Annotated in this window: 22 protein-coding genes; 7 read left to right on the top strand and 15 right to left on the bottom strand. The window is 76.4% G+C overall.

Annotation, left to right across the window (positions count from 1 at the left end; all coding sequences use genetic code 11):
- Positions 1-148 precede the first annotated feature (148 nt).
- Genes QSK52_RS01500 through QSK52_RS01490 form a run of 3 tightly spaced genes read right to left on the bottom strand, consistent with a single transcriptional unit; the run spans position 149 to position 3,530 of the window.
- A complete protein-coding gene (locus tag QSK52_RS01500) occupies positions 149-1,048 on the bottom strand; it encodes an SDR family oxidoreductase (protein WP_285732574.1) in 900 nt (299 codons plus the stop codon).
- Positions 1,045-1,971, bottom strand: a complete 927-nt coding sequence (locus QSK52_RS01495) for an alpha/beta fold hydrolase (RefSeq protein ID WP_435053141.1) — start codon at positions 1,969-1,971, stop codon at positions 1,045-1,047. The genes QSK52_RS01500 and QSK52_RS01495 overlap by 4 nt, the downstream gene beginning before the upstream one ends.
- Positions 1,968-3,530 (bottom strand): flavin-containing monooxygenase, encoded by a 1,563-nt coding sequence (locus QSK52_RS01490; protein ID WP_285732571.1) that lies wholly within the window; start codon positions 3,528-3,530, stop codon positions 1,968-1,970. The genes QSK52_RS01495 and QSK52_RS01490 overlap by 4 nt, the downstream gene beginning before the upstream one ends.
- Positions 3,531-3,686: 156 nt before the next feature.
- Here QSK52_RS01490 and QSK52_RS01485 point away from each other — a divergent pair, with 156 nt between their 5' ends.
- Together QSK52_RS01485 and QSK52_RS01480 are read left to right on the top strand one after the other, a co-directional pair.
- Complete coding sequence (locus QSK52_RS01485; protein ID WP_285732569.1) at positions 3,687-4,448, top strand: MerR family transcriptional regulator; 762 nt, start codon at positions 3,687-3,689, stop codon at positions 4,446-4,448.
- A gap of 103 nt (positions 4,449-4,551) precedes the next feature.
- A complete protein-coding gene (locus tag QSK52_RS01480; protein WP_285733402.1) occupies positions 4,552-5,352 on the top strand; it encodes an inositol monophosphatase family protein in 801 nt (266 codons plus the stop codon).
- Positions 5,353-5,496: 144 nt separating this feature from the next.
- Here QSK52_RS01480 and QSK52_RS01475 read toward each other — a convergent pair whose 3' ends face one another.
- Both QSK52_RS01475 and QSK52_RS01470 read right to left on the bottom strand, forming a co-directional pair.
- On the bottom strand, positions 5,497-6,987 hold the full coding sequence (locus tag QSK52_RS01475) for a pyridoxal phosphate-dependent decarboxylase family protein (RefSeq protein WP_285732567.1): 1,491 nt from the start codon (positions 6,985-6,987) through the stop codon (positions 5,497-5,499).
- Positions 6,988-7,039: 52 nt separating this feature from the next.
- The gene (locus QSK52_RS01470; RefSeq protein WP_285732565.1) at positions 7,040-8,413 is read right to left on the bottom strand and encodes a diaminobutyrate--2-oxoglutarate transaminase family protein; all 1,374 of its coding nucleotides are present in this window, start codon (positions 8,411-8,413) and stop codon (positions 7,040-7,042) included.
- 203 nt (positions 8,414-8,616) lie between these two features.
- Between QSK52_RS01470 and QSK52_RS01465 the strand changes: the two genes are divergently transcribed.
- A complete protein-coding gene (locus tag QSK52_RS01465) occupies positions 8,617-9,225 on the top strand; it encodes a class I SAM-dependent methyltransferase (RefSeq protein WP_285732563.1) in 609 nt (202 codons plus the stop codon).
- A gap of 12 nt (positions 9,226-9,237) precedes the next feature.
- On the opposite strand, the gene QSK52_RS01460 is transcribed toward QSK52_RS01465, so the two are convergent.
- The gene (locus QSK52_RS01460) at positions 9,238-9,930 is read right to left on the bottom strand and encodes a response regulator (RefSeq protein ID WP_285732561.1); all 693 of its coding nucleotides are present in this window, start codon (positions 9,928-9,930) and stop codon (positions 9,238-9,240) included.
- Positions 9,927-11,642 (bottom strand): ATP-binding protein, encoded by a 1,716-nt coding sequence (locus QSK52_RS01455; protein ID WP_285732559.1) that lies wholly within the window; start codon positions 11,640-11,642, stop codon positions 9,927-9,929. The genes QSK52_RS01460 and QSK52_RS01455 overlap by 4 nt, the downstream gene beginning before the upstream one ends.
- Positions 11,643-11,808: 166 nt before the next feature.
- Here QSK52_RS01455 and QSK52_RS01450 point away from each other — a divergent pair, with 166 nt between their 5' ends.
- A complete protein-coding gene (locus QSK52_RS01450) occupies positions 11,809-13,197 on the top strand; it encodes a cation:dicarboxylate symporter family transporter (protein ID WP_285732558.1) in 1,389 nt (462 codons plus the stop codon).
- Here the strand turns inward: QSK52_RS01450 and QSK52_RS01445 are convergent.
- The 4 genes from QSK52_RS01445 to QSK52_RS01430 form a co-directional block, all read right to left on the bottom strand.
- A complete protein-coding gene (locus QSK52_RS01445) occupies positions 13,184-13,609 on the bottom strand; it encodes a hypothetical protein (protein WP_285732557.1) in 426 nt (141 codons plus the stop codon). The genes QSK52_RS01450 and QSK52_RS01445 overlap by 14 nt on opposite strands.
- A 236-nt stretch (positions 13,610-13,845) precedes the next feature.
- On the bottom strand, positions 13,846-14,826 hold the full coding sequence (locus QSK52_RS01440) for a hypothetical protein (RefSeq protein WP_285732556.1): 981 nt from the start codon (positions 14,824-14,826) through the stop codon (positions 13,846-13,848).
- Between the two features lie 57 nt (positions 14,827-14,883).
- Positions 14,884-15,606 carry a response regulator gene (locus QSK52_RS01435; RefSeq protein ID WP_285732553.1) on the bottom strand — a complete coding sequence of 241 codons (723 nt, stop codon included), beginning with the start codon at positions 15,604-15,606 and terminating at the stop codon, positions 14,884-14,886.
- Positions 15,603-16,757 (bottom strand): sensor histidine kinase, encoded by a 1,155-nt coding sequence (locus QSK52_RS01430; RefSeq protein ID WP_285732551.1) that lies wholly within the window; start codon positions 16,755-16,757, stop codon positions 15,603-15,605. The genes QSK52_RS01435 and QSK52_RS01430 overlap by 4 nt, the downstream gene beginning before the upstream one ends.
- 199 nt (positions 16,758-16,956) lie before the next feature.
- On the opposite strand from QSK52_RS01430, the gene QSK52_RS01425 reads away from it, so the two are divergent.
- Positions 16,957-17,628, top strand: coding sequence for a DUF2306 domain-containing protein (locus tag QSK52_RS01425; protein WP_285732548.1), 672 nt, complete (start codon positions 16,957-16,959; stop codon positions 17,626-17,628).
- Here QSK52_RS01425 and QSK52_RS01420 read toward each other — a convergent pair.
- Positions 17,615-18,457, bottom strand: coding sequence for an alpha/beta fold hydrolase (locus tag QSK52_RS01420; protein ID WP_285732546.1), 843 nt, complete (start codon positions 18,455-18,457; stop codon positions 17,615-17,617). The two genes, QSK52_RS01425 and QSK52_RS01420, sit on opposite strands and share 14 nt — an antisense overlap.
- Positions 18,458-18,577: 120 nt before the next feature.
- A complete protein-coding gene (locus tag QSK52_RS01415) occupies positions 18,578-19,744 on the bottom strand; it encodes an MFS transporter (protein WP_285732545.1) in 1,167 nt (388 codons plus the stop codon).
- A gap of 217 nt (positions 19,745-19,961) precedes the next feature.
- Here QSK52_RS01415 and QSK52_RS01410 point away from each other — a divergent pair, with 217 nt between their 5' ends.
- Both QSK52_RS01410 and QSK52_RS01405 read left to right on the top strand, forming a co-directional pair.
- A complete protein-coding gene (locus tag QSK52_RS01410) occupies positions 19,962-20,591 on the top strand; it encodes an RNA polymerase sigma factor (protein WP_435053140.1) in 630 nt (209 codons plus the stop codon).
- Positions 20,588-21,694 (top strand): CU044_5270 family protein, encoded by a 1,107-nt coding sequence (locus tag QSK52_RS01405; RefSeq protein ID WP_285732542.1) that lies wholly within the window; start codon positions 20,588-20,590, stop codon positions 21,692-21,694. Before QSK52_RS01410 ends, QSK52_RS01405 begins: the two co-directional genes overlap by 4 nt.
- A 58-nt stretch (positions 21,695-21,752) precedes the next feature.
- Here the strand turns inward: QSK52_RS01405 and QSK52_RS01400 are convergent, their stop codons facing one another.
- Both QSK52_RS01400 and QSK52_RS01395 read right to left on the bottom strand, forming a co-directional pair.
- The gene (locus QSK52_RS01400) at positions 21,753-22,346 is read right to left on the bottom strand and encodes a GTP-binding protein (protein WP_285732540.1); all 594 of its coding nucleotides are present in this window, start codon (positions 22,344-22,346) and stop codon (positions 21,753-21,755) included.
- A complete protein-coding gene (locus QSK52_RS01395) occupies positions 22,327-22,752 on the bottom strand; it encodes a DUF742 domain-containing protein (protein ID WP_285732538.1) in 426 nt (141 codons plus the stop codon). The genes QSK52_RS01400 and QSK52_RS01395 overlap by 20 nt, the downstream gene beginning before the upstream one ends.

Genomic DNA, 22,752 nt, shown 5'->3' with positions numbered 1-22,752 from the left:
CACCTGCGCTCCATAGAAGTCGCACCGCCGGCCCGCTCCCGCCCCTCGCGGCACTGACGGCCCGGCACCGCTTCCGCACGCCCGGGCCCGCCCCTCCCCACGGGGCCGGGCCCGACGCGCGTCCGGGGCCGGTGCGGCGGACGGCCGGTCACTCCACCCGGTCCGCCCTGTCCTCCCGGGCCCGCCGGTCGGCCAGGCCGCCCGCGCCGACCGGGTTCAGGCGGCTGGCGGCGGTGGCCTTCAGCTCGGGGGCGAGCCGGGCCACGTCGCGGGAGCCGACCGCGGCGATCAGACCGGGCAGGAAGCCGCGGACCGACTGCATGCCGCGCAGCCAGGGCTGGGCGTAGACGTGCGCGGAGCGGCGGGCCAGGCCCGCCACCAGGCGGTCGACGGCGGGGCCGATCGGGTAGGTCTTGTTCGCGGGCCAGGGCAGCTTGGCCCGCATCTGCCGCAGCACGGCGTCCTGGTCGGCGCCGCGCACCATGTCGGTGTCGGTCCAACTCAGGTACCCGACGCCGACCTTGACGCCCTGGTGGGCGACCTCGGCGCGCAGCGCGTGGGCGAAGGACTCGACGCCCGCCTTGGAGGCGCAGTACGCGGACATCAGCGGGGCGGGGGTCAGCGCGGCCAGCGAGGCGATCTGCAGCAGGTAGCCGCGGCTCTCGGCGAGCGCGGGCAGGAAGGCCCGGGCGGTGGCGACGGAGCCGAGCAGGTTGACCTCGACCACCCGGGTCCAGGCCCGGTGGTCGCTGTCCTGCAGCGGGCCGCCGAGCGCGATGCCCGCGTTGGCGACGACGGCGTCGATCCGCCCGTACCGGTCCTTGATCCGGTTCGCGGCCTCGGTGAGCGCGTCCAGGTCGGTGACGTCGGCCTCCCAGGCGGAGGCGTGCTCGCCGCACCGGGCAGCCACCGCCTTGAGCTCGGCGGGCTCCAGGCCGACCAGGGCGACCTTGGCGCCGCGTTCGGAGAGCTTCTGGGCCATCAGGGCGCCCAGGCCGCGGGCGGCCCCGGTGATGACGACGACCTGCGAGGACAGCGGCGGGGTCATGCGGTCTCCTCAAGGGGCGTGGCGGCCGGGGCGGCGATCCGGCGGATCTCGGCGGCGACCTCGGCGGGGCGTTCGACGGGGCTCATGTGGCCGGTGCCGGGCAGTTCGAGCAGGCCGCGCGGGTCGGCGAGGGCGGCGGCGATCCGGCGGGCGTGGACGGGCGGGGTGAGCCTGTCGCGGCTTCCCGCGACGACGGCGGTGGGGGCGGCGATCCGGGCCAGCCCGCCTCGCACGTCGAGGGTGTCGAGCACGCCCGCCCAGTGGAAGCGGACCTTCGCCGGGCAGGCGTGCACCACCTGCGCGCAGGCCTCGACCCGGTCGGGGGGCGTGGCCGGGCCCATGGTGGCGTACTTGAGGGCGGCCCGGCTGAGCGCCGTGACGGGGCCCAGCGGCAGCCGGGAGCGCAGGATCTGCCGGTGCAGGAAGCGGCGCAGGCCCCCGGGCCGGACGGCGGGCGGCAGCACGGCCAGTTCGTCGACCAGCGCGCCCGGGCCGGTGTTGACCAGCAGGTTGGCGGCGGTGCGGTCGGCGACGCCGGGCCGTCCGCCGGCCGCCATGATCGTCATGCCTCCCATGCTGTGCCCGACGACCACGGCGCGCCGCCCGGCGGGGACGGTCGCGGCGAGCACCGCCTCCAGGTCGTCGGCGAGCTTCTCGGTGGAGTAGCCGTCGGCGGTGGCGGGGGCGGGGCTGCGGCCGTGGCCGCGCTGGTCGTAGGCGACGACCCGGAAGTCGGCGACCAGCCGGTTGACCACCGGCGCCCAGAACGCGGTGGAGCACGTCCAGCCGTGGGCGAGCACGACCAGCGGGGCGTCCGCGGGGCCGTACTCCTCGACGTTCAGTGCGGCGCCGTCGGCGGAGCGGACGGTGTGCACGGCCGCCGGGTCGGGCAGCACGCAGTCGGCGGGGATGCGGCGGCTCACGCGGTCACCGCCTCGGCGCCGACCGGCGCGGGTGCGGTGCGCTTGACCAGCTCGTACTCGGCGAGGTCGACGTGCCGGGTGGCGCGGCGGAAGGCGCTGGTGGAGGCGGGCCACAGCACGGTGTTCTTGCCGTCCTGGTCGAGGTACCAGCTGCGGCAGCCGCCGGTGGTCCACACGGTGCGGCTCATCCGGTGCTGGAGCTCCAGGTTCCACTGGCGCTGGGCGCGTTCGGTGGGCTGCATGGCGGCGGCGCCGACCGCGTCGAGGGTGGTGAGGGCGTCGACCAGGTAGTTCAGCTGCGACTCGATCATCAGGATCATCGAGTTGTTGCCGAGGCCGGTGTTCGGGCCGATCAGGAAGAACAGGTTGGGGAAGCCGCGCACGGTGGAGCCGCGCAGCGCCTCCATGCCGTCCTTCCAGGTCTCGGCGAGCGAGGTGCCGCCGATGCCGAAGACCCGCTCGGCGATCGGCAGGTCGGTGACGTGGAAGCCGGTGCCGAACACGATCGCGTCGACCTCGTGCTCGCTGCCGTCCGCGCCGACCAGGGTGGAGCCGCGCAGTTCGCGCAGGCCGCCCGCGACCACCTCGGTGTTGGGGGCGGCGAGCGCCGGGTAGTACGTGTTGCTGAGCAGGATGCGCTTGCAGCCGATCCGGTAGTCGGGGGTCAGCCTGGCGCGCAGCGCCGGGTCGGCGACGGCCTTGTGCAGGTGCCGCAGCGCGACCTGCTGGACGAGCTTGAGCAGCTGCGGGCGGCGGACGAAGGCGTCGACCTGCAGCTCGCGCATCGCGAACAGCCCGGCCCGGCGCAGCAGCCCGGTCGGCGGGAGCTTGGCGTGCAGCCACCGCTCGACGCCGGTGACCTCGCGGTCGGCCCGCGGCAGGACCCAGGCGGGGGTGCGCTGGAAGACGGTCAGCCTGCCGACGGTCGGCTGGATGGCCGGGATGATCTGGGCGGCGGAGGCGCCGGTGCCGACCACGGCGACGCGCTTGCCCGCCAGGTCGTAGTCGTGGTCCCAGCGGGAGGAGTGGAACACCTTGCCGGGGAAGGAGTCCAGGCCGGGCAGGTCGGGGATCTGCGGGTCGGCGAGCGGCCCGGCGGCGGAGACCACCGCGTCCGCGGTCCAGCTCCCGGCCCGCGAGGTGACCCGCCAGCGGGTGTGCTCCTCCTCCCAGCGCAGCTCGGTGACCTCGGCGCCGAAGCGCAGGTGCGGGCGCAGCCCGAAGGTGTCGGCGACCCGCTCCAGGTAGGCGCGGATGTCGGGCTGGCCGGAGAACACCCGGGGCCACTCGGGGTTCGGCGCGAACGAGAACGAGTACAGGTGCGAGGGCACGTCGCAGGCGCAGCCCGGGTACGAGTTGTCGCGCCACGTCCCGCCGACGGAGTCCGCGCGTTCCAGGATCACGAAGTCGGTGATCCCGGCCCGGCGCAGCCGGACGCCGGCGCCGAGGCCGCCGAAGCCGGAGCCGACGACGGCGACCCGCACGTGCGGGACGGGCGCGTCCGGCTGCGGGTCGGTGGCGGTGGCGGGCGCGGGGGGCTTCTTGGTGCGGGGTGCCATGGGCGGGCCTCCTGGCGAGGGTGGGGGGCGCTGGCGGGTGGCTGGTCGCGCGGCGAACGCTGCCAGTAATCACTGGCGCGTTTGGCAGAGTAGCCCTTGTTGACACTCAGTGGAATAGCGCGGGGCGCCGCTGTTTGCGCGACGCCCGGGAGCCCTATGCTGACCGGCGTGGCGAAGACCCAGCAGGAAGACGAGCACCCCCGCGCCTACCGGGTCGCCGAACTCGCCGAGGCGGCCGGCATCAGCGTGCGCACCGTCCGCTTCTACCGCGAACGCCGCCTGCTCCAGCCGCCCCGCAAGGAGGGCCGGATCGCCTGGTACGGGGACGAGCACCTGGCCCGGCTCCGGCTGATCGCCGAACTCCTGGAGCGCGGCCACGCCCTGGGCGGCATCGCCGAACTCATCGACGCCGGCCAGGACGGCCGCGACGTCGCCGAACTCATCGGCCTGCAGGCCGCCCTGGTCGCCCCCTGGTCGGACGAGACCCCGGTCCACCTCGACTGGGACGAGCTGCGCGCCGCGTTCGGCGACCAGCTCACCCCCGCCAACACCGCCGAGTCCGTCGCCCAGGGCTACGTCACCGTCCACCCCGACGGCATCACCCACGTCAGCCGCCGCCTGATGGACGCCACCGTCGCCCTGGTCGGCGAGGGCGTCCCGCTGGCCGCCGTCCTGGACGTCAGCCGCCGCGCCGCCGAGTACGCCGACGCCATGGCCGACCTCTTCGTCGCCCTGGTCCGCGACCACCTGCTCGACGGGCTCACCCGCGTCCAGGACCTCACCCCCGCCGAGGCCGCCCGGCTCACCGAGCGGATCCAGCGCGTCCGCCCGCTCGCCCGGGCCGTCAACGACGCCCAGTTCGCCCTCGCGATGGACCGCCGGGTGCGCGCCGAGTACGAGGACCTCACCGGCCGGTGACCCGCCCCCGACCCCGCCGTCCGCCCCACCCGTCACCTGCGCACCGTCCGTACCGCCCCGGCATGGGAGAGTGGGAGGCGGTGAAGGGAGCACGGGCGTGTTGATGGAGAAGGTCGCCGAGATCCTGGTCGAAGCCTCGGCCGAAGCGGTGGAGCCGCGGTTCCGGTCGCTGGCCGAGGGCGAGGTGATGGAGAAGGCCCCCGGCGAGATCGTCACCGTCGCCGACCGCGAGGCCGAACGGATCATCGCCCGCCGCCTGCGCGAACTGCTCCCCGTGCCCGTCGTCGGCGAGGAGGCCGTCGCCGCCGACCCCGACCTCGCCCTCGCCCTGCGCGACGAACCCGCCGCCTGGCTGGTCGACCCCGTCGACGGCACCCGCAACTTCGTCGCCGGGCACCCCTCGTACGCGGTGATGGCCTCCCTGGTCCGCTGCGGCGAGACCGTCGCCTCCTGGATCTGGCAGCCCTGCACCCGCACCGCCTACAGCGCCGAACTCGGCGCGGGCGCCTGGCGCAACGGCGAACGGCTCACCCTGCCGAAGGTCACCACCGCCCCCGAGAAGTGGACCGGCATCGTCAAGACCCGCTACTTCGCCCCGCCCACCGGCCACCGGCTCCTCGCCAACACCCTCGCCCTCGGCCCGCTCGACCCCGGCCGCGGCGCCGCGGGCATCGAGTACCCCCTGGTCGCCACCGGCGCCCACGACTTCCTCCTCTACTGGCGCACCCTCCCCTGGGACCACGCCCCCGGCTCCCTCCTCGTCACCGAAGCGGGGGGCCGCAGCGCCCGCTTCGACGGCACCCCCTACCACCCCGAACCCCTCGCCGGCACCAACGGCCTCCTGGTCGCCGCCGACCCCGACCAGTGGGACACCCTCCGGGGCATCCTGCTCGAAGGCGTGTAGGGAACGAAGGGCGCACCATCGGGGAGCGCACCGCCGGGGAGCGCACCGCCAGGGGCGCGGGGAACTGCGCGCAGCGGGAGTCGCACGTCAGCAAGATCGCCGCACAGTGCAAGCTGTCACCCCACATCGCGACCTCGCTGACGTTCACGTGGCTGGGCGCGCAGTTCCTCGCGCCCCCGTTCTCCCGCTCTCGACCACGGCGTCGAGCAGGGACGCCAGTTCGGCCTCCGTGGTGTGCGGGTTGAGCAGCGTGAGCTTGAGGCGGACGCGGCCCGGCCCCCGGCCGGGGAGTTCGGTGCGGCCGATGACGGCCCGGCCGGTGCGCAGCAGGTGGCGGCGGAGTTCGGCGTTGACCCGGTCGCTCCCGGCCGGGTCCGGCACGGCGTAGCGGAAGACCACGGTGGTCAGGACCGGGTCGCAGTGGAGTTCCAACTCGGGTGCGGCGCGGATGAGTTCGGCCGCCCGCAGGGCGTTCTCGTGGCAGCGGTCGACCAGCGCGCCGAGGCCGTCGCGGCCGAGGACCCGCAGGGTGGTGGCGAGTTTGAAGGCGTCGGGTCGGCGGGTGGTGCGCAGGGACTGGCCGAGCAGGCTGGGGTAGCCGGCTTCTTCGTCGTCGGCGGGGTTGAGGTAGACCGCGCGGCGGGCGAGCGAGGCGTAGGTGCGGGCTTCGCGGGCCAGGAAGACTCCGGCGGCGGCGGGCTGCCAGCCGAGTTTGTGCCAGTCGAGGGAGACGGAGTCGGCGCGGTCGAGGCCGTCGAGGAGCGGGGCGAGCCGCTTCGAGAAGAGGGCGCCGCCCCCGTAGGCGGCGTCGACGTGCAGCCAGGCGCCGTGGCGGGCGGCGAGGTCGGCGACGGCGGGCAGCGGGTCGATCGCGCCGGTGTCGGTGGTTCCGGCGGTGGCGACGACGGCGATGGTGGTGGCGCCCTCCCAGCCCGCTTCGGCGAAGGCTTCGGCCAACGCGGCGGTGTCCATCCGGAGTTGGCGGTCGACGGGCACGGTGCGGACGGCGCGTTCGCCGAGGCCGAGCAGGGCGGCGGCGCGCTGGACGGAGAAGTGGGCGGCCTCGGAGGCCAGGATGCGGGGGCGGACGCCGCTCGGCAGGCCGTTCAACTCGACGTCGGGACCGAGGCGTTGGTCGCGGGCGAGCATCAGCCCCATCAGGTTGGACTCGGTGCCGCCGGTGGTCAGCACCCCGGCCGCCCGGTCCGGGCGGAAGCCGACCGACTCGGCCAGTTCGGCGAGCAGTTCGCTCTCCAGGGCGGTGGCGGCGGGTGCCTGGTCCCAGGAGTCCTGGGAGGGGTTGAGCGCGCTGACGGCGAGGTCGGCGGCGACCGCGACGGCCAGCGGCGGGCAGTGGAGGTGGGCGGCGCAGTGCGGGTCGGCCGGGTCGGCCGCCCCGTACGCCAGCAGTTCCGCCAACCGGCCCAGCGCGGCGGGGCCTTGGGCCTCGGCGAGGGCCACCCGCACCGCGGCGGCGACCTCGGCCGGTTCGCCCGGCACGATCGGCCCGCCGCGGCGCCGCGCCCCGGCACCGAGCCCGGCCAGCACCTCGTCGATCAGCGGCCGCAGGGCCTCCGTGCCGGCGACCCCGCCGGAGAGTCCGGCCACCCCGTTGCCCATGCCCTGTCCGTCCATCGCCCCGCCCTCACCCGTATCCGACCGTCCGTCACTTCCCTTTCTGTAGCTCCTACTTGCCGCCCTCCGGCTGCCGCATCGCGAACTCGATGGCCTCGCAGAGGCGTTCGAGGACGGCTTCGGTCTGCTCGTCGGTGATGGTGAGCGGCGGCAGCAGGCGCAGGACGGCGTCGTGGCGGCCGCCGAGTTCGACGATCAGGCCGCGGGCGAGGCAGGCTTCGCGGACCCGGACGGCGAGGCGCGGGTCGGCGGGGCGGGCGCCGCAGCTGTCGGGTTCGCCCGCGGGGTCGACGAGTTCGACGCCGAGCATCAGGCCGCGGCCGCGGACGTCGCCGATCACCGGGAGGCGGTCGCGGGCGCCGTCGAGGCGGGCGGTGATCCGGGCGCCGACGGTTTCGGCACGGGCGGCCAGGCCGTTGGCGGCGACGTGGCGGAGGGTGGCGGCGCCGGCGGCCATGGCGAGGGTGTTGCCGCGGAAGGTGCCGGTGTGGGCGCCGGGCTGCCAGCCGTCGTACTCGTCGCGGTAGACCACGACGGCGAGCGGGAGGCTGCCGCCGATGGCCTTGGAGAGCACCATCGCGTCGGGTTCGACCCCGCTGTGCTCGACGGCCCACATCCGTCCGGTGCGGCCGACGCCGGTCTGCACCTCGTCGAGGATCAGCGGGATGCCGCGCTCGGCGGTGATCCGGCGCATCTCGCGCAGCCAGGCGTCGGGGGCGGGGACGACGCCGCCCTCGCCCTGCACCGGCTCCAGGATCATCGCGGCGGGCGGCAGCACCCCGCCGGACGGGTCGTCGAGGAGGCGTTCGGTGTAGGCGGCGGCGAGTTCGGCACCGCGCTCGCCACCGACGCCGAACGGGCAGCGGTAGGCGTACGGGTAGGGCAGCCGGGTGACCTCGCCGCCGCTGGGCAGCGGGGCCTTGACGGCGGTGTTGCCGGTGACGGCGAGGGCCCCCGCGGTCATGCCGTGGTACGCGCCGGTGAAGGCGAGGGCGCCGCGGCGGCCGGTGGCGGTCTGCATGAGCTTGAGGGCGGCCTCGACGGCGTCCGTCCCGGCCGGTCCGCAGAAGTGGACCCGGGACCTGGCGGCGAACTTCTCCGGGAGGCTCTCCAGCAGGGCGGTGGTGAAGTCGTCCTTCTCGGCGGTGGCGAGGTCGAGCAGGTGCAGCGGGGCGCCGCTGTCCAGGGTGCGGCGGATCGCGTCGAGCACCACGGGGTGGTTGTGGCCGAGGGCGAGGGTGCCCGCGCCGGAGAGGCAGTCGAGGTAGCGGCGGCCGTCGGCGCCCTCCACGGTCATGCCGTTCGCGCGCACCGGGACGATCGGGAAGGACCGGGCGTAGGTGCGGGCGGCCGATTCGCGGATGCGCTGGCGGCGCAGGATCGCGTCGCCGGTCGGTGCGGCGGGGGTGCCGACGGTGAGGGTCACAGCAGGAGCTCCCTTGAAAAGTTAGGTGAGCCTAACCTTATCTTCGGGGGTTCGACGGCTGCCGCCACCAGGCCCTTCGATCACCCGTCCGGGTGAGCGGATTCCCCCGCCCGCTCCCCGCCCGGCCCCCGGTGGACACCCCCAGCCCTCCAACGAGCCGGACCGCAACGGGTCACGGCCCGCCCCCGAGTAGCCTCCCGTCCATGGACGACACCACTGCCCACTCCCGCGAACTGGCCGAGACCCGGGCCTTCTTCGCCGAGCGCGCCGCCACCTGGGACAGCAAGTACCCGGACGACAGCCCGCGTTACGCCGCCGCGATCGCCGACACCGGCCTGGCCCCCGGCCGGTTCGTGATCGACGCGGGCTGCGGCACCGGCCGCGCCCTCCCGCTGCTGCGCGCCGCCGTCGGGCCCCGGGGCACCGTCCTCGGCGTCGACCTGACGCCCGAGATGCTGGCGCAGGCCGCCGCGCACCGCGCCGACGCCGCCCTGGTGCAGGCCGACTGCACCCGGCTGCCGCTGCCCGACGCGGTCGCCGACCTGGTCTTCGGCGCGGGCCTGGTCTCCCACCTGCCCGGCCCGGCCGCGGGCCTGCGCGAACTGGCCCGGGTCACCCGCCCCGGCGGCCGCCTCGCCCTCTACCACCCGCTCGGCCGCGCCGCCCTCGCCGCCCGCAAGGGCCGTCCGATCACCCCGGACGACCTGCGCGCCCGCGAGCACCTGTTCCCGCTGCTCGCCGCCAACGGCTGGACCCCGCTGTCGTACACCGACGAGCCGACCCGCTACCTGGTGCTGGCCGAGCGTCCCTGAGCGGGGCGGGCCTCAGGCGTCCTTCCAGCGGTAGCCGAGTTCGGGGCGGCCGACCTGGCCGTAGCGGGGTTCGCGGGTGGCGCGGCCGGTGGTGACCAGGTGTTCGAGGTAGCGGCGGGCGGTGATCCGGGAGACGCCGGTGGCCTCGGCGGCGGCCGCCGCGGAGAGCCCGTCGGGGGCGGTGCGCAGGGCGGTGGCGAGGGTGTCGAGGGTGTCGGCGGCCAGGCCCTTGGGGAGGCTGCTGCGGTCGGCGCCGCGGAGCAGGGCCAGGGCCCGGTCGACCTCGTCCTGGCCGAGCGCCTGGCCGGGGCGGTCGAGGTTGGCCCGGTAGCGGGCGTACTGGCGCAGGCGGTCGCCGAGGGCGGCGGCGCCGAAGGGTTTCAGCAGGTACTGGACGACGCCCGCGCTGACCGCCCGGCGGACCACGGCGAGGTCGCGGGCGGAGGTGACGGCGATGACGTCGGCGCCGTGCCCGGCGGCGCGCAGCGCGGCGCACAGCTGCAGGCCGTGGCCGTCGGGGAGGTAGAGGTCGAGCAGCAGCAGGTCGACCGGGGCGTGGGCGTCCAGGGCGCGCAGCGCGGCGGCGCGGGAGTGCGCGACGGCGGCGACGGCGAAGCCGGGGGTGCGGGCGACGTAGCGGGCGTGGGCGTCGGCGGCGACGGGGTCGTCCTCGACGACCAGGACGCGGATGGGCCGGTCGGTCACGGGGCGGTGTCCGTTTCGGTGCGCGGGAACTCGGCGTGCGGGAGCTCGGCGCGCGGGGGCCCGGCGGGCCGGAGCTCGACGGGCCGGAGCTCGGCGGGCCGGCGCTCGGTGCGCTGGAGCGGGAGGCGGACGGTGAGCACGGCGCCGGGCCCGTCCGCCCGGTCGATCCGGACCTCGCCGCCGTTGCGGCGGGCGGTCTGGGCGACCAGGGCGAGGCCGAGGCCGCGGCCGTGCTGCTTGGTGGTCCAGCCGCGGCGGAAGACGTCCTCGGCGGCGGCGGGGTCGAGGCCCGGGCCGGTGTCGGCGACCCGCAGCAGCAGGTGGCCGTCCTCGGTGCGGGCGGTGACCGCGACCGCGGGGGCGGCATGGGCGGCGTTCTCGATCGCGGCGTCCATGGCGTTGTCGAGCAGGTTGCCGAGCAGGGTGACCAGGTCGCGCGGGGTGAGGCGGTCGGGGAGCACGCCGTCGTCGATCCGGCTGTCCTCGGTGAGCGCGAGGTCGACGCCGCGTTCGGCGGCCTGGGCGGCCTTGCCCAGCAGCAGGGCGGCGAGCACGGGTTCGGCGACGGCGCCGACGACCTGGTCGGTGAGCCGCTGGGCGAGGGCGAGTTCGGCGGTGGCGAACTCCACGGCCTCGCGGTGGCGGCCGAGTTCGATCAGCGAGACGACGGCGTGCAACCGGTTGGCGGCCTCGTGGGCCTGCGCGTCGAGGGCTGCGGCGATGCCCCGGACGTTGTCCAACTCGCCGGTGAGCCCCTGCAGTTCGGTGTGGTCGCGGAGGGTGACCACACTGCCGAGGCCGGGCCCGACCGGGGAGGTGTTGAGCAGCACGACGCGCTCGGCGGTCAGGTGCACCTCGTCCCGGACGGGCTCGTCGCTCTCCAGCGCCCGGGTGAGCGATCCCGGCAGACCGAGCTGACGTACCGTCAGCCCGTTGGCTTCCGAAGGGAGTCGGAGCAGCTCACGGGCGGCGTCGTTGCACAGCAGGACGCGGTGCTCGCGGTCGAGCAGCACCAGCCCCTCGCGGACGGAGTGCAGCGTCGCCTGGTGGTAGTCGTACAGGTGGGCGAGCTGTTCGGCGTCCATCCCGTGGGTGTGCCGCCGCAGCCGGGCGGCCAGCAGGTAGCTGGCGGTGGCGCCGAGGGCGAGCGCGGCGGCGGCGACGCCGGTGAGGGCGAGCAGCGGGGTGCGCAGCCGGGCGGTGATGTTGTCGACGGTGATGCCCGCGCTGACCAGGGCGACCACGCGGTGCCGGTCGTCCAGGACGGGGGTGACCACCCGGACGGACGGGCCGAGGGTTCCGGTGTACGTCTCGTGCTGGGTCTGCCCGGCGCGGGCCCGGTCGGTGTGGCCGAGGAAGGGCCGGCCGATCCTGGCCGGGTCGGGGTGGGTCCAGCGGGTGCCGTCGGGGGCCATCACGGTGACGAAGTCGACGCCGGTGTCGGTGCGGACCTGCTCGGCGTACGGCTGCAGGACGGTGCTGGGGTCGGGCCGGGCGGCGGCCTCCCGGACGGTGGGGGTGTCGGCGACGGCGAGGGCGACGGCGGTGGCCTGCCGCAGGGCGGCGTCCTCGGCGCGGTGGGCGGTGAACAGGTACGCCAGCACGGCGCCGCCCGCGACCACGGCGGCGACGATCACCACCTGGACGGCGAACAGCCGCCCGGCCAGGCTGCGCCGACGGCGGTGCGGGGGCGGCGCGCCGGTCGGGTCCATGCCGACCAGTGTGCACGTCCGGGGCCGGGCGCGGAGGGGCCGGGGCGGCGGCGTGAACGCTATGACCGCAAGCGTGCCCCGGCCGCGACCGGGCCGGATAGTCGGGCCGCGGCCCGCCACCCATCGGGCCCGACCCCCACGAGCCTACGGCGAAGGAGCCGCGAGCATGGAGCCGACCCAGCACGGAGCGCCGCCCGGCGCGAGGAAGTCCGGGACCGGGAGGTCCGACCGGACCCACTACCTGTACCTGGCGGTGATCGCCGCGGTGGTCGCGGGCGTGGTGGTGGGCCTGGCGGCCCCGGGGTTCGCGGTGGAGCTGAAGCCGGTGGGCACCGGGTTCGTCAACCTGATCAAGATGATGATCTCCCCGGTGATCTTCTGCACGATCGTGCTGGGCGTCGGCTCGGTCACCAGGGCCGCGAAGGTCGGCCGGGTCGGCGGCCTGGCCCTGGGCTACTTCCTGCTGACCTCGACGGTCGCGCTCGGCATCGGCCTGCTGGTCGGCAACCTGCTGGAGCCCGGCAGCGGGCTGCACCTGACCGCGGCCCTCGCCAAGTCCGGCCACGCGCAGGCCGCGGCGGGCGCGGAGTCGACCACCGAGTTCCTGCTCGGGATCGTCCCGACCACCCTGGTGTCGGCGCTGACCTCCGGCCAGGTGCTGCAGACCCTGCTGGTGGCGCTGCTGGTCGGGTTCGCGCTGCAGGCGATGGGCGCCGCCGGGGCGCCGGTGCTGCGCGGGGTGGAGCACCTGCAGAAGCTGGTGTTCAAGGTGATGTCGATGATCATGTGGGTGGCGCCGGTCGGCGCGTTCGGCGCGATGGCGGCGGTGGTCGGGGCCACCGGCACGGCGGCGCTGAAGAGCCTCGCCGTGATCATGGTCGGCTTCTACGTCACCTGCGTGCTGTTCGTGGTCGTGGTGCTGGGCCTGCTGCTGCGGCTGGCCGCCGGGGTGAACGTGTTCGCCCTGCTGCGCTACCTCGGGCGGGAGTTCCTGCTGATCCTCTCCACCTCCTCCTCGGAGAGCGCGCTGCCCCGGCTGATCGCCAAGATGGAGCACCTCGGGGTGAGCCGCCCGGTGGTCGGCATCACCGTGCCGACCGGCTACAGCTTCAACCTGGACGGCACCGCGATCTACCTCACCATGGCGTCCATCTTCGTCTCCGAGGCGATGGACAAGCCGATGTCGCTGGGCGAGCAGCTCTCCCTGCTGCTGTTCATGGTGCTCGCCTCCAAGGGCGCGGCGGGCGTCACCGGCGCGGGCCTGGCCACCCTGGCGGGCGGCCTGCAGTCGCACAAGCCGGAACTCGTCGACGGTGTCGGCCTGATCGTCGGCATCGACCGCTTCATGTCGGAGGCCCGGGCGCTCACCAACTTCGCGGGCAACGCGGTCGCCACCGTCCTGATCGGACACTGGACCGGCGAGCTCGACCGCGACCGGCTGGCGTCCGTGCTGTCCGGCGCGCTCCCCTACGACGAGGGCGCCACCGCGGCGGCCGTCGACCTGCCCGCGCAGTCCGGCGCGCCGGCCGCGGAGCAGCCCGTCACCGGCTCCTGAGCCACTCGAAGTACGACGGGCCGAACGGCCAGCGCGGCATCGGGTCGCAGTCCGGCTCCACCCCCGCCGGGACGTCGGCCGGGGCGCCCATCCCGTACGCGTACAGCGCGGCCAGGGCGTACCCGGCCAGCAGCAGCACCGGCCACAGCCACCAGGCGCTGCCCCGCAGCCGGGCCAGCGGGGCGGCGAGCAGCAGCAGCGCCAGCACGCAGACGCCCATCACCGCCGCCTTCGGCCAGAACCGGCCGGGCAGCCCCTCGGCGTCCTGCGTCAGGCACCAGTGCCAGGCCCCGTCGGCCCGGCCGCTGCCGCGGAGCGCCGCCCACACCCCGAACGCCACCGTCAGCGGCACCCAGGCGCACCCGTTCGCCGGCACCCGCCAGCCCTTCCACCCCAGCACCGTCGTTCCCATCCGGCCTCCGCTCGCGTGATCAACCACCTCCACGCGAGCGGGGGTTCGCCGGTTCCCGGCAGTCGTGTTCAGGGGCCCGGGGAACGGCGGGTCCGGGCTGCTGACGGCCGGAGCCCATCGGAGGTCCGTGCTGCTCCGGGCCGCGGTAACGGAACCCGAAGCCACGGCGCGCAACGGCAGTGCACCGGGAGCAGCCCCGTGCTCGCCGTTCCCCGGGCCCCTGAATGCGCGCCCGCTCAGGCCGGGTCGGGGGTGGTGCCGGAGAGGGCCCAGGCGAGGCCGGTGGCCGGGTCCTCGAGGGCGAGGTGGAGGTGGCGGAGGTCGTCGGCGGGTTCGGTCCAGGTGAGGCAGCGCAGGCGGGCGACCAGGGCGTCGGCGGCGGTGCGGTCGGGGGCGGGGGTGCCGTCCATCGCGGCGAGCACCTGCCAGACGGCGAGGCGTCCTTGGGCGGCTCCGCGGTCGGGGCGGGCGGAGGCGAGGTGGACCAGGGCGGGGTAGAGCGCGGCGAACGGCAGGTGGCCGCCGGTGACGTCGGGGCCCGCGGCGAGTTGGGCGACGGCGTCGGCGGCGCGGCCGCGGACGCACACGGCGGTGGTCCAGTCGGAGAGGGCGGCCAGCGCGCCGGTGGCCGCGACCCCGGTCAACCGGCTTCCCGGGTTGGGGAGTTCGAGGACGGCGAGCCCTTCGCGGGTGGGCGGGGCCAGGTGCAGGGCGCGGCGGGCGCCGCCGCCGGGCAGGTACTCGCGGACCCGGGTGTCGCGCTCCCAGCCGCCGTCCTCCCAGGGCCGCAGCCGGTACGGCACGCCGCCCTCGTCGGTCGCGCTCCCAGCGGGGCCGTCGCCGGGCTCCTCGCCGAGCAGGGCGCGGGTGTGGGCGGCGAGGCGGCGGATCTCGGGGGGCAGCGGGAGGGCGTCGAGGACGGGGCGGGGGTGGCGGGTGGCCAGGACCTCCCAGAGCGGTCCGGCGTCGTGGTCGGCGGTGGTGGCGGGGGCGCCCGGGCCGCCCCCGGGGTCGAAGAGCCGGGCGGCGAGGGGCGCGGGCGCGCCGTACGCGACGAGGTGGCCGAGCGGGCCGGACAGCGGGTCGCCGAGGGCCCTGGCCAGCCGGAAGCGCTGGAGCAGCTCCTCCCACCGGCCCTGCTCGGCGAGCCGTCGCCCGGACGGGCCCCACCCGTAGCGCAGCGGCCGCGCGGGCCCCGGCCCGTTCTCCACGATCATCCGCTCAATGTACGACCGTACCGCCGCTCGTCCTGACACCCCGTCAGTGACGGAGTGTCACGAAGTGCCCGGCCCGGTCGGACGGCCGGGCCGGGGCCCCATCAACCCGTGCCGGTAGGCGGCGGCCACCGCCTGCGAGCGGTCGCGTGCGCCGAGCTTGCCGAGGATCCGCTTGACGTGCGTCTTCACGGTGGACTCGGCGAGGTGCAGCAGCGCGGCGATCTCCTCGTTGGGGTGGCCCTCGGCGGCCAGTCGCAGCACCTCGCGCTCGCGGACGGTGAGCGCCGCCAGCGGACCGGGGTCGACCGGGGCGGGCTCCGGGGCGGGGGCGGCCAGCAGGTGGCCGAGCAGGTCGCGGGTGACGGCCGGGTCGAGGACGGCCTCCCCGGCCGCGACGGCGTGCACGGCGTCGATCAGCCGCTCCGGCGAGGCCCGCTTGAGCAGGAACCCGGCCGCCCCGGCGCGCAGCGCGCCCCACACGTACGCGTCGTGGTGGAAGGTGGTCAGCACCAGCACCCGGCTGGGCGACCCGGCCAGTCGGCGGGTGGCCTCGACGCCGTCGCAGCCGGGCATCCGGACGTCCATCAGCACCACGTCGGGCCGCAGCGCCCGGGCCAGCTCGACGGCCCGCAGCCCGTCCTCGGCCTGGCCGACCACCTCGATCCGGTCCGCGGTCCCCAGCACCACGGCGAGCCCGGCGCGCAGCAGCGGGTCGTCGTCGGCGATCAGCACCCGGACGGGGGCGGGGCCGGGGCCGACGGCGGTGTCGGGGGCGCTCACCGGCCGTCCCCGGCGGGGAGCAGGACCCGGACCAGGAAGCCGCCGTTCGGCCCGGGCCCGTGCTGGGCGGTGCCGTTCAGGCGGGCGGCGCGTTCGGCGATGCCGGTCAGGCCGCGGCCGGGGCGGTGGCCGGGCGGCGGGCCGGAGCCGTCGTCGGTGACCTCGATCAGGGTGCCGTCGGCCCGCCCGACGATCCGGACGCCGGCCTGCGCGGCGCCGGAGTGCCGCAGCGCGTTGGTCAGCGCCTCCTGGACGACCCGGTACGCGCAGCGGTCCTGCTCCGGGGGCAGCGGCGGGGTGTCGCGGTGCAGTGCGACGGCCAGCCCGGCCTGCGCCATCCGCTCGGTCAGGCGCGGGAGTTCGGCGACACCGGGCTCGGAGTCCGGCGCGTCGGACGGAAGTTGGGACGCGGTGCCGCGCAACAGGCCGAGCACCCGGTCCAGTTCGCCGAGCGCGTCGGTGCCGGTGCGCTCGATCTCCACCAGCAGTTCGCGGCTGCGCTCCGGGGTGCGGTCGATCAACCGGCGGGCCGCACCGGCCTGCACCAGCATCAGGTTCAGCGAATGGCCGACCAGGTCGTGCACCTCGCGGGCGATCCGGTTGCGCTCCTCCGCGAGCAACTCCGCCCGGGCGCGCCGCCGTTCGGCGGCCTGCTCGGCCAGCCGGAACGCGCCCGCCCAGCCGAACGCCCACACCGCCAGCCACACCGCCAGCACGCCCGCCGGCATCACCGCCTCGACGTCCTGCCCGGCGAAGTAGCCCACCACCCCGACCACCACCAGCGGCGGCCCCCACCAGGCCCGCCCGCGCCCCCCGTACCGGCCCGCCGCGTACGCCCCCAGCAGGTTGGCGTACGGCGAGATCGGGCTCGGTGCGACGGCCTGCGCCTCGGCCGTCAGCGCCAGCGTCGCCAGCAGGTACGCCGCCAGCGGGGCCCGGCGGCGGGCTGCGACCGCGGCGGCGAGCAGCACCGTCAGGGCCAGTGCGAGCGGCATCCGGCCGCCGATCCGGGCCGCGGCCCCGAGGCGCTCGACCAGCATCGCGGCGCACAGCACCGCGGCGGGCGCGGCGTCCGCGAGCGGGGCCGGGACACGGCCCAACGCCCGGGTGAGGGCGGGGAGTCGGAGTCTGCTGACGACATCGGGCGGCATCGGGCGGTGTCCTCGGTGCTGGTGGGGGCGGGGCGGTCCGGCCCCGGCGTCCGGGGAGAACCTACCCGACCGCACCGTCCCCCCGCCCCGGCGGCCACGGACCTCCGGGGCCCGTCCGGGTCGTACCCCAGCTGGGGTACGGGCGATCACCCCGGCAGGGGGACGCCGCAGGTCAGCGCCGCTCCGTAGCGTCCGGGCCATGACACCGCACCGCCCTGCCGCGACCGAACTCCCCGCCGCCGCACCGACGTCCGGCGCCCTGCGACGGGCCGGACGGATCGCCGTCCCCGCCCTCGCGCTGCTCGTCGCCGCCTTCTCGGCCCGCTACTTCACCCTCGACCCCGACACCTTCCTCGCCGAACAGCGCACCGTCTACCTCGCCCACCTCGCCCCGCTGCTGCTGCACGTCGGCGGCGGCGTCCTCGCCCTCGCCCTCGGCCCGCTCCAGTTCCTGCCCGGCCTGCGCGCCCGCCGCCCCGCCCTGCACCGCTGGACCGGCCGCACCTACGCGCTGGCCACCGCCGCACTGGGCGTCGGCGGCCTGCTCATCGCCCCGCACGGGCTCCACCCGCCGTTCTCCCCGCTCGGCTTCGCCCTGCTCGACGTCCTCACCCTCACCACCACCGCCCTCGGCGTCCACCACGCCCGCCACGGCCGCGTCGCCGCCCACCGCAGGTGGATGCTCCGCTCCTACGCCCTGATCTTCACCGCCGTGACCTTCCGCCTCTGGCTCGTCCTCCTCTCCCCCACCGGCCTGCCCGCCTCCGTCGTCTACACCTCCGGCGCCTGGGCCTCCTGGATCGTCAACCTGGCCGTCGCGGAGAAGCTGCTGCGCAGCACCCCTGCCGCAGGCCCCGTCAGGGCAGCCTGAGCATCGCTCCGGCGACCTCCCCGGCCGCCGCCGCGGGCAGCGCCGTCGCCGCCTCCGGCAGGACGAGCAGCCGCGCCCCCGGGATCTCCCGGGCGAGCGCCTCGCCGTTGCCGAGGGGGAAGAACGGGTCGCGGGCGCCGTGCACGACCAGCGCGGGGACGCCGATCTCCGGCAGGCGCTCGCGCCAGCGGGGCGTGCAGTCGAGCCGAGAGAACACCAGGCCGATCTGGTTGGCCAGCTGGACCGCGGGCGCGGTGCCGGGCGTGCGGTCCCAGATCCGGGCGGCGGTGGCGCGGGCGGCGGCCGGGTCGTTGCCGAGGACCTCCGCCCCGGCGGCGGCGAACTCGGCGACCGCCGCGCGGTCGGACCAGTCCGGCATCGGACGCGCGAACAGCCGTCCCGTCGTCGGCCCGTCGTGCTCGGGCAGGTCCGCGTCGGCCGGGCCGGGGGCGACCGGACGGGTGCCGACCAGGGTGAGCGCCGAGAAGGCGCCCGGGTGGTCGAGCACCGCGACCTGCGCGACCATCCCGCCGACGCCGATCCCCGCGAGGTGCGCCGGGCCCCCGCCGAGCGCGTCGACGAGGGCCGCCGCGTCCGCGGCGAGGGTCCGCAGGGTGTACGCGGGCGCCTCCGGGTCGACCGTCTCCGACTCGCCGCTGTCGCGCAGGTCGTAGCGCACCACGCGACGGCCTCCCGCGGCGAGGCGCCCGCACAGCTCGTCGGGCCAGGAGAGCATCGTCGTCCCGCCCGCGAGCAGGAGCAGCGGGGCGCGGTCGTCGCCGAACGACTCGATGCCCAGGGTGGTTCCGTTGACGTTGATTCGTGCCATACCGGGTTGGACGACTCCCGCGGCCGGAACTCATCGGCGAGCGGGGAACAACCAGGGGCCCGAAGCAGCACGGACTCGCCGTTCCCCGAGCCCCTGACGGCGCTCTCTGACGGGGCCTCCCTACCGTCGGCGGAGGGCGAGGGCGGCGAGGGGCGGGGTGGCGGCGAGGAGGAGGCAGGCGGGGAGGGGGAGGTGGGTGAGGAGGGTGCCGGTGAGGGCGGTGGCGGTGGAACTGCCCGCGTTGAAGGAGGTGTTGACCCAGGCTCCGGCGCGGGTGCGTTCGGTGGGGGTGGCGAGTTCGTCGGTGAGGAGGTAGGCGGTGGTGAGGGTGGGGGCGACGGTGAGGCCGGTGAGGGCGGCGACGGCGGCCAGGGCCGGGAGGCTGGGGGCGAGGGCGGCGAGGGCGAGGGCGGCGGCGAGCGCGGCGGTCAGGACGGTGAGGCGGGTGGCGGCGGGGGCGCGCCAGTCGGTGGCGCCGAGGACGAGTCCGCCGGTCGCGCTGCCCGCGGCGAGGGCCGCCTCGACCCAGGCGACGTCCGCGGGCCGACCGTGCCGGGCGGCGAAGACGGCCGCGAGCAGGGAGAACGCGGCGAGCCCTGCGCCCGCGCCCGCGGCGGCGGAGAGGGGCTGGCGGGCCCGGTCGAGCAGGCGGCGGGTGCCGGAGCGGGGCGGCGGGGCGCTGCCGGTGGCGGTGGCGGGGACGGGGGTGGCGACGGCGGCCAGGGCGAGGGTGCCGGTGAGGGCGAGGGCCGCGCTGAGCAGGATGCCGAGGGCGGGGCGGGCCGTGCCGGCGAGCAGGCCGGCCAGCAGCGGGCCGGTGACGTAGAGGAGTTCCTCGGCGACGGTGTCCAGGCTGTAGGCCCGGCGGCGCAGTTCGGGGTCGGTGGCGAGGAGGCTCCACTGGGCCCGGGTGACCGGTCCGAGCGGCGGGGCGAGGACGCCCGCGGCGGTGGCGAGCAGCAGCAGCGGCCCGTACGGCGTGCCGGGGTGCCAGGTGGCGGCGGTCAGGGCGAGCAGGGCGGCCGCGTAGCCGACCGCCATGGGGGGCAGGGTCCGGCGCGGGCCGTACCGGTCGACCAGCCCGGCGCGGAACGGGAAGAGCAGGACGCTGACCGTGGAGAACGCGGCCGTCAGCCAGCCCGCCCGGGCGTACGAGCCGGTGGTGTCGGCGGCGGCGAGCAGCAGGGAGAGCGGGAGGGTGCCGTAGGAGAGGCGGCCGAGCAGGGCGGCGGGGATCAGCCGGGCGGCGCCGGGGGTGCGCAGCACGGCCAGGTAGGACGTGGACATGGCGAAAGGGGTTCCTCAACGGGACGGCGCACGCGGTGCGCCGGTGGACGGGGACGCCGGAGCGACCGCGGCGCCGGGTGCGGCGGGCGGTCGCGGTGCGGGGTCCTAGTCACGGGTGGGGAACACGTCCGCCATGGTAGGGGCTGTCGCGCGGGCCGGGCACCCGGATTTCCCCGCCGGAGCGGGAACTCCGGGGCGGCTGCGGACAGGAGGGGAGGTGGAACTCTCGATGCGGGCGCGGTTGCGCGCCGGGGACCAAGGGGCGTGCGGGGAGCTCTTCGACGAGCACGCCGACGCCGTGTACGGGTACGCGCTGCGGACGCTCGGCGACTGGGCGGCGGCCGAGGACGTCGTCTCGCTGACCTTCCTGGAGGCGTGGCGGCTGCGCGGCACGCTGCACGAGGAGGGCGGGTCGGTGCGGCCCTGGCTGTTCGGCATCGCCACCAACGTGCTGCGCAACACCGCCCGGGCGGGGCGTCGGCACCGGGCGGCGCTGGCCCGGCTGCCCGAGCGGGAGGCGGTGCCCGACTTCACCGAGGAACTGGTCACCCGGCTCGACGACGGCGCCCGGCTGGCCGCCGTCCGGCGGGCGCTGGGGCGGCTGCGGCGCGGCGAGCGGGAGGTGTTCCGGCTGTGCGTGTGGGTCGGGCTGGACTACGCCTCGGCGGCGGAGGCGCTGGGCGTGCCGGTCGGCACGGTGCGCTCCCGGCTCTCCCGGGCCCGGGGGCGGCTGCGGGCGCTCGCCGAGGAGGAACTGGCGGGGGGCCCGGAACCGGCGGGCGGCTCCGGACAGGTAGGGGAGGGCCGCGCCGTCGCGGCCCGGTCGCTGCAGGGGGACGTCCGATGAACGACAGGCCCGAGATGCTCGCCGCCGACCGCCACCGGTTGCTGAAGGAGCACCTGATGAACGAGATCGGCCGAGCCGAGCACGCCGAGCCCACCGGGCGCGCGGGGCGGGCCCCGCGGCGGAAGCTGGTGTGGCTGGTGGCGTCGCCGCTGGCGGTCACCGCGGTGGCCGCCACCGCGCTGCTGCTGCCCGGGCACCCCGGCGCGCAGCCCGCGCCCGCCGGTCCGGCCGGGGGCGGCAGCGCCTCGCCGTCCGCCGCCACCGCACCGCCCTCGCCGTCGGCGTCCGCCCCGGCCGTGCCCGGGCCGGAGCCGACCGATGCCGCCGGGCTGCTCGACCGGGCGGCCGCGGCCGTGGCCGCCCGGCCCGATCCGGGGGCGCGGGACGGGCAGTTCACCTACACCAGGGAGGTCCAGGACGGCGGCCAGTGGCCGCGGCACGAGCGGAGGATCTGGTGGTCCGTCGACGGGAGGGCCGAGGGCGGGGTGATCGATCCGCAGATGACCCGCCCCGGGCGGGACCCGAACGCGATCGAGTCGACCCCCGAGCGGCTGTTCGTGCAGGACGGCGTCCGCGTGGAGCCGGGCTTCCCGGAGCGGATCACCTACCGGTACCTCTCCTCGCTGCCCACCGACCCGGTCGCGCTGAAGCAGCTGCTGCTGACGGCCGACCGCTCCCGGCAGGTGTCCCCGCCCTCGGCGATGACGGAGACCCAGCGCAACCAGCTGGCCTTCGCGGACGTCCAGACGGTCTTCCAGAACGTCTCCGCTCCCCCGGCGGTGGCCGGGGCCCTGATGCGGGCGGCGGCGATGCTCCCGGGCACCTCGGTGGTGACCGACCAGGTGGACGCGGAGGGCCGCGGGGGCGTGGCCGTGGTCGGGACGAACGGCACCCAACGGGTGGCCCTGATCTTCGACGCGCGGACGGGCGCCTACCTGGGGGTGCGCGAGGTGCTGCTCGCGTACCTCCCGCCGGTGGGCCCGGACGGCACCCCGCCGGTGGGCGAGCCCACCGCGGCGCAGCTCGCGGCGGACCGGAACGCGGTCTACACCACGGCGGCGCTGGAGGAGCGCGTCGTCGACCGGGTCGGCCAGGAGCACTGACCGGCCGCCCCGCCCCGTCCCGGTGTCCGCGCGGCGACCGGGACGGGGAACCGCGGGCTCAGCTGCGGGCCTGGGCCAGCACCCGGGCCGCGTGCACCTTCCCGGCGTGCTCGACCAGGCTGATCAGGACGTCCTTGCCGGAGGCGCGTTCGCGGGCGTCGCAGAGCACCACGGGGGTCGCCCCGTCGAGGTCCAGCGCCTTGGACACGTCCGCCGGTCGGAAGGACCGGCTGCCCTCGAAGCGGTTGACGGCGACCACGAACGGGATGCCGCGGTGCTCGAAGAAGTCGACGGCGGGGAAGCAGTCGGTGAGGCGGCGGGTGTCGGCGAGGACGACGGCACCGAGGGCGCCCTGGGCGAGTTCGTCCCAGAGGAACCAGAAGCGGTCCTGGCCGGGGGTGCCGAACAGGTAGACGGACAGGCCCTCGCGGATGGTGATCCGGCCGAAGTCCATGGCGACGGTGGTGGTGGTCTTGCGCTCGACGCCGCCGAGGTCGTCGACGTGGGCCCCGGCGGCGGTCAGTTGCTCCTCGGTGCGCAGGGGTTTGATCTCGCTGACGGCCCCGACCAGGGTGGTCTTGCCGACTCCGAAGCCCCCGGCGACCAGGATCTTCAGGGCGAGGTCGGTGCTGTCAGAGGGCGCGAAGCCCATGGATGACCTCCTGGAGGATGTGTTCGTGCGGGAGGAGGGCGGGTGGGACGGGGCGGCTGACCCGGATGTGCTCGCCGTCGAGCAGGTCGCCGAGCAGGACCCGGACCACGCCGAGCGGCAGGTCGAGGTCGGCGGCGATCTCGGCGACGGACAGGGCGTTGCCCCGGCAGATCTCCAGGATGGCGATCTGCTCGGGGCCGACCGGCAGCACGGTCGGGTCGGGGACGTCGGTGACGACCAGCGCGATCAGGTCGAAGGGCTGGCCGGGGCGGGTGCGGCCCTTGGTGAGGGCGTAGGGGCGGACCATCGGCCCGGCGTCCTCGTCGTACCACTGGACGGGGCGGTCGGGCGGCGGCGGGTAGCCGAACGGGGTGCCGGGCAGGTACTCCCGGGGCGGGTAGGCCAT

It is taken from the genome of Kitasatospora phosalacinea (assembly GCF_030268885.1).
Lineage (GTDB): Bacteria > Actinomycetota > Actinomycetes > Streptomycetales > Streptomycetaceae > Kitasatospora > Kitasatospora phosalacinea_C.
This window is presented reverse-complemented; position numbering and strand designations above follow the sequence as displayed.

Bases quoted from the DNA above. Each gene is read 5' to 3' on its own strand.
- QSK52_RS01450 (WP_285732558.1), top strand. From the start codon at position 11,809: ATGGAGCCGACCCAGCACGGAGCGCCGCCCGGCGCGAGGAAGTCCGGG.
- QSK52_RS01485 (WP_285732569.1), top strand. From the start codon at position 3,687: ATGCTGACCGGCGTGGCGAAGACCCAGCAGGAAGACGAGCACCCCCGC.
- QSK52_RS01400 (WP_285732540.1), bottom strand. From the start codon at position 22,346: ATGGGCTTCGCGCCCTCTGACAGCACCGACCTCGCCCTGAAGATCCTG.
- QSK52_RS01475 (WP_285732567.1), bottom strand. From the start codon at position 6,987: ATGGACGGACAGGGCATGGGCAACGGGGTGGCCGGACTCTCCGGCGGG.
- QSK52_RS01395 (WP_285732538.1), bottom strand. From the start codon at position 22,752: ATGGCCTACCCGCCCCGGGAGTACCTGCCCGGCACCCCGTTCGGCTAC.
- QSK52_RS01405 (WP_285732542.1), top strand. From the start codon at position 20,588: ATGAACGACAGGCCCGAGATGCTCGCCGCCGACCGCCACCGGTTGCTG.
- QSK52_RS01440 (WP_285732556.1), bottom strand. From the start codon at position 14,826: ATGATCGTGGAGAACGGGCCGGGGCCCGCGCGGCCGCTGCGCTACGGG.
- QSK52_RS01465 (WP_285732563.1), top strand. From the start codon at position 8,617: ATGGACGACACCACTGCCCACTCCCGCGAACTGGCCGAGACCCGGGCC.
- QSK52_RS01445 (WP_285732557.1), bottom strand. From the start codon at position 13,609: ATGGGAACGACGGTGCTGGGGTGGAAGGGCTGGCGGGTGCCGGCGAAC.
- QSK52_RS01415 (WP_285732545.1), bottom strand. From the start codon at position 19,744: ATGTCCACGTCCTACCTGGCCGTGCTGCGCACCCCCGGCGCCGCCCGG.
- QSK52_RS01420 (WP_285732546.1), bottom strand. From the start codon at position 18,457: ATGGCACGAATCAACGTCAACGGAACCACCCTGGGCATCGAGTCGTTC.
- QSK52_RS01425 (WP_285732548.1), top strand. From the start codon at position 16,957: ATGACACCGCACCGCCCTGCCGCGACCGAACTCCCCGCCGCCGCACCG.
- QSK52_RS01455 (WP_285732559.1), bottom strand. From the start codon at position 11,642: ATGGACCCGACCGGCGCGCCGCCCCCGCACCGCCGTCGGCGCAGCCTG.
- QSK52_RS01490 (WP_285732571.1), bottom strand. From the start codon at position 3,530: ATGGCACCCCGCACCAAGAAGCCCCCCGCGCCCGCCACCGCCACCGAC.
- QSK52_RS01480 (WP_285733402.1), top strand. From the start codon at position 4,552: ATGGAGAAGGTCGCCGAGATCCTGGTCGAAGCCTCGGCCGAAGCGGTG.
- QSK52_RS01430 (WP_285732551.1), bottom strand. From the start codon at position 16,757: ATGCCGCCCGATGTCGTCAGCAGACTCCGACTCCCCGCCCTCACCCGG.
- QSK52_RS01500 (WP_285732574.1), bottom strand. From the start codon at position 1,048: ATGACCCCGCCGCTGTCCTCGCAGGTCGTCGTCATCACCGGGGCCGCC.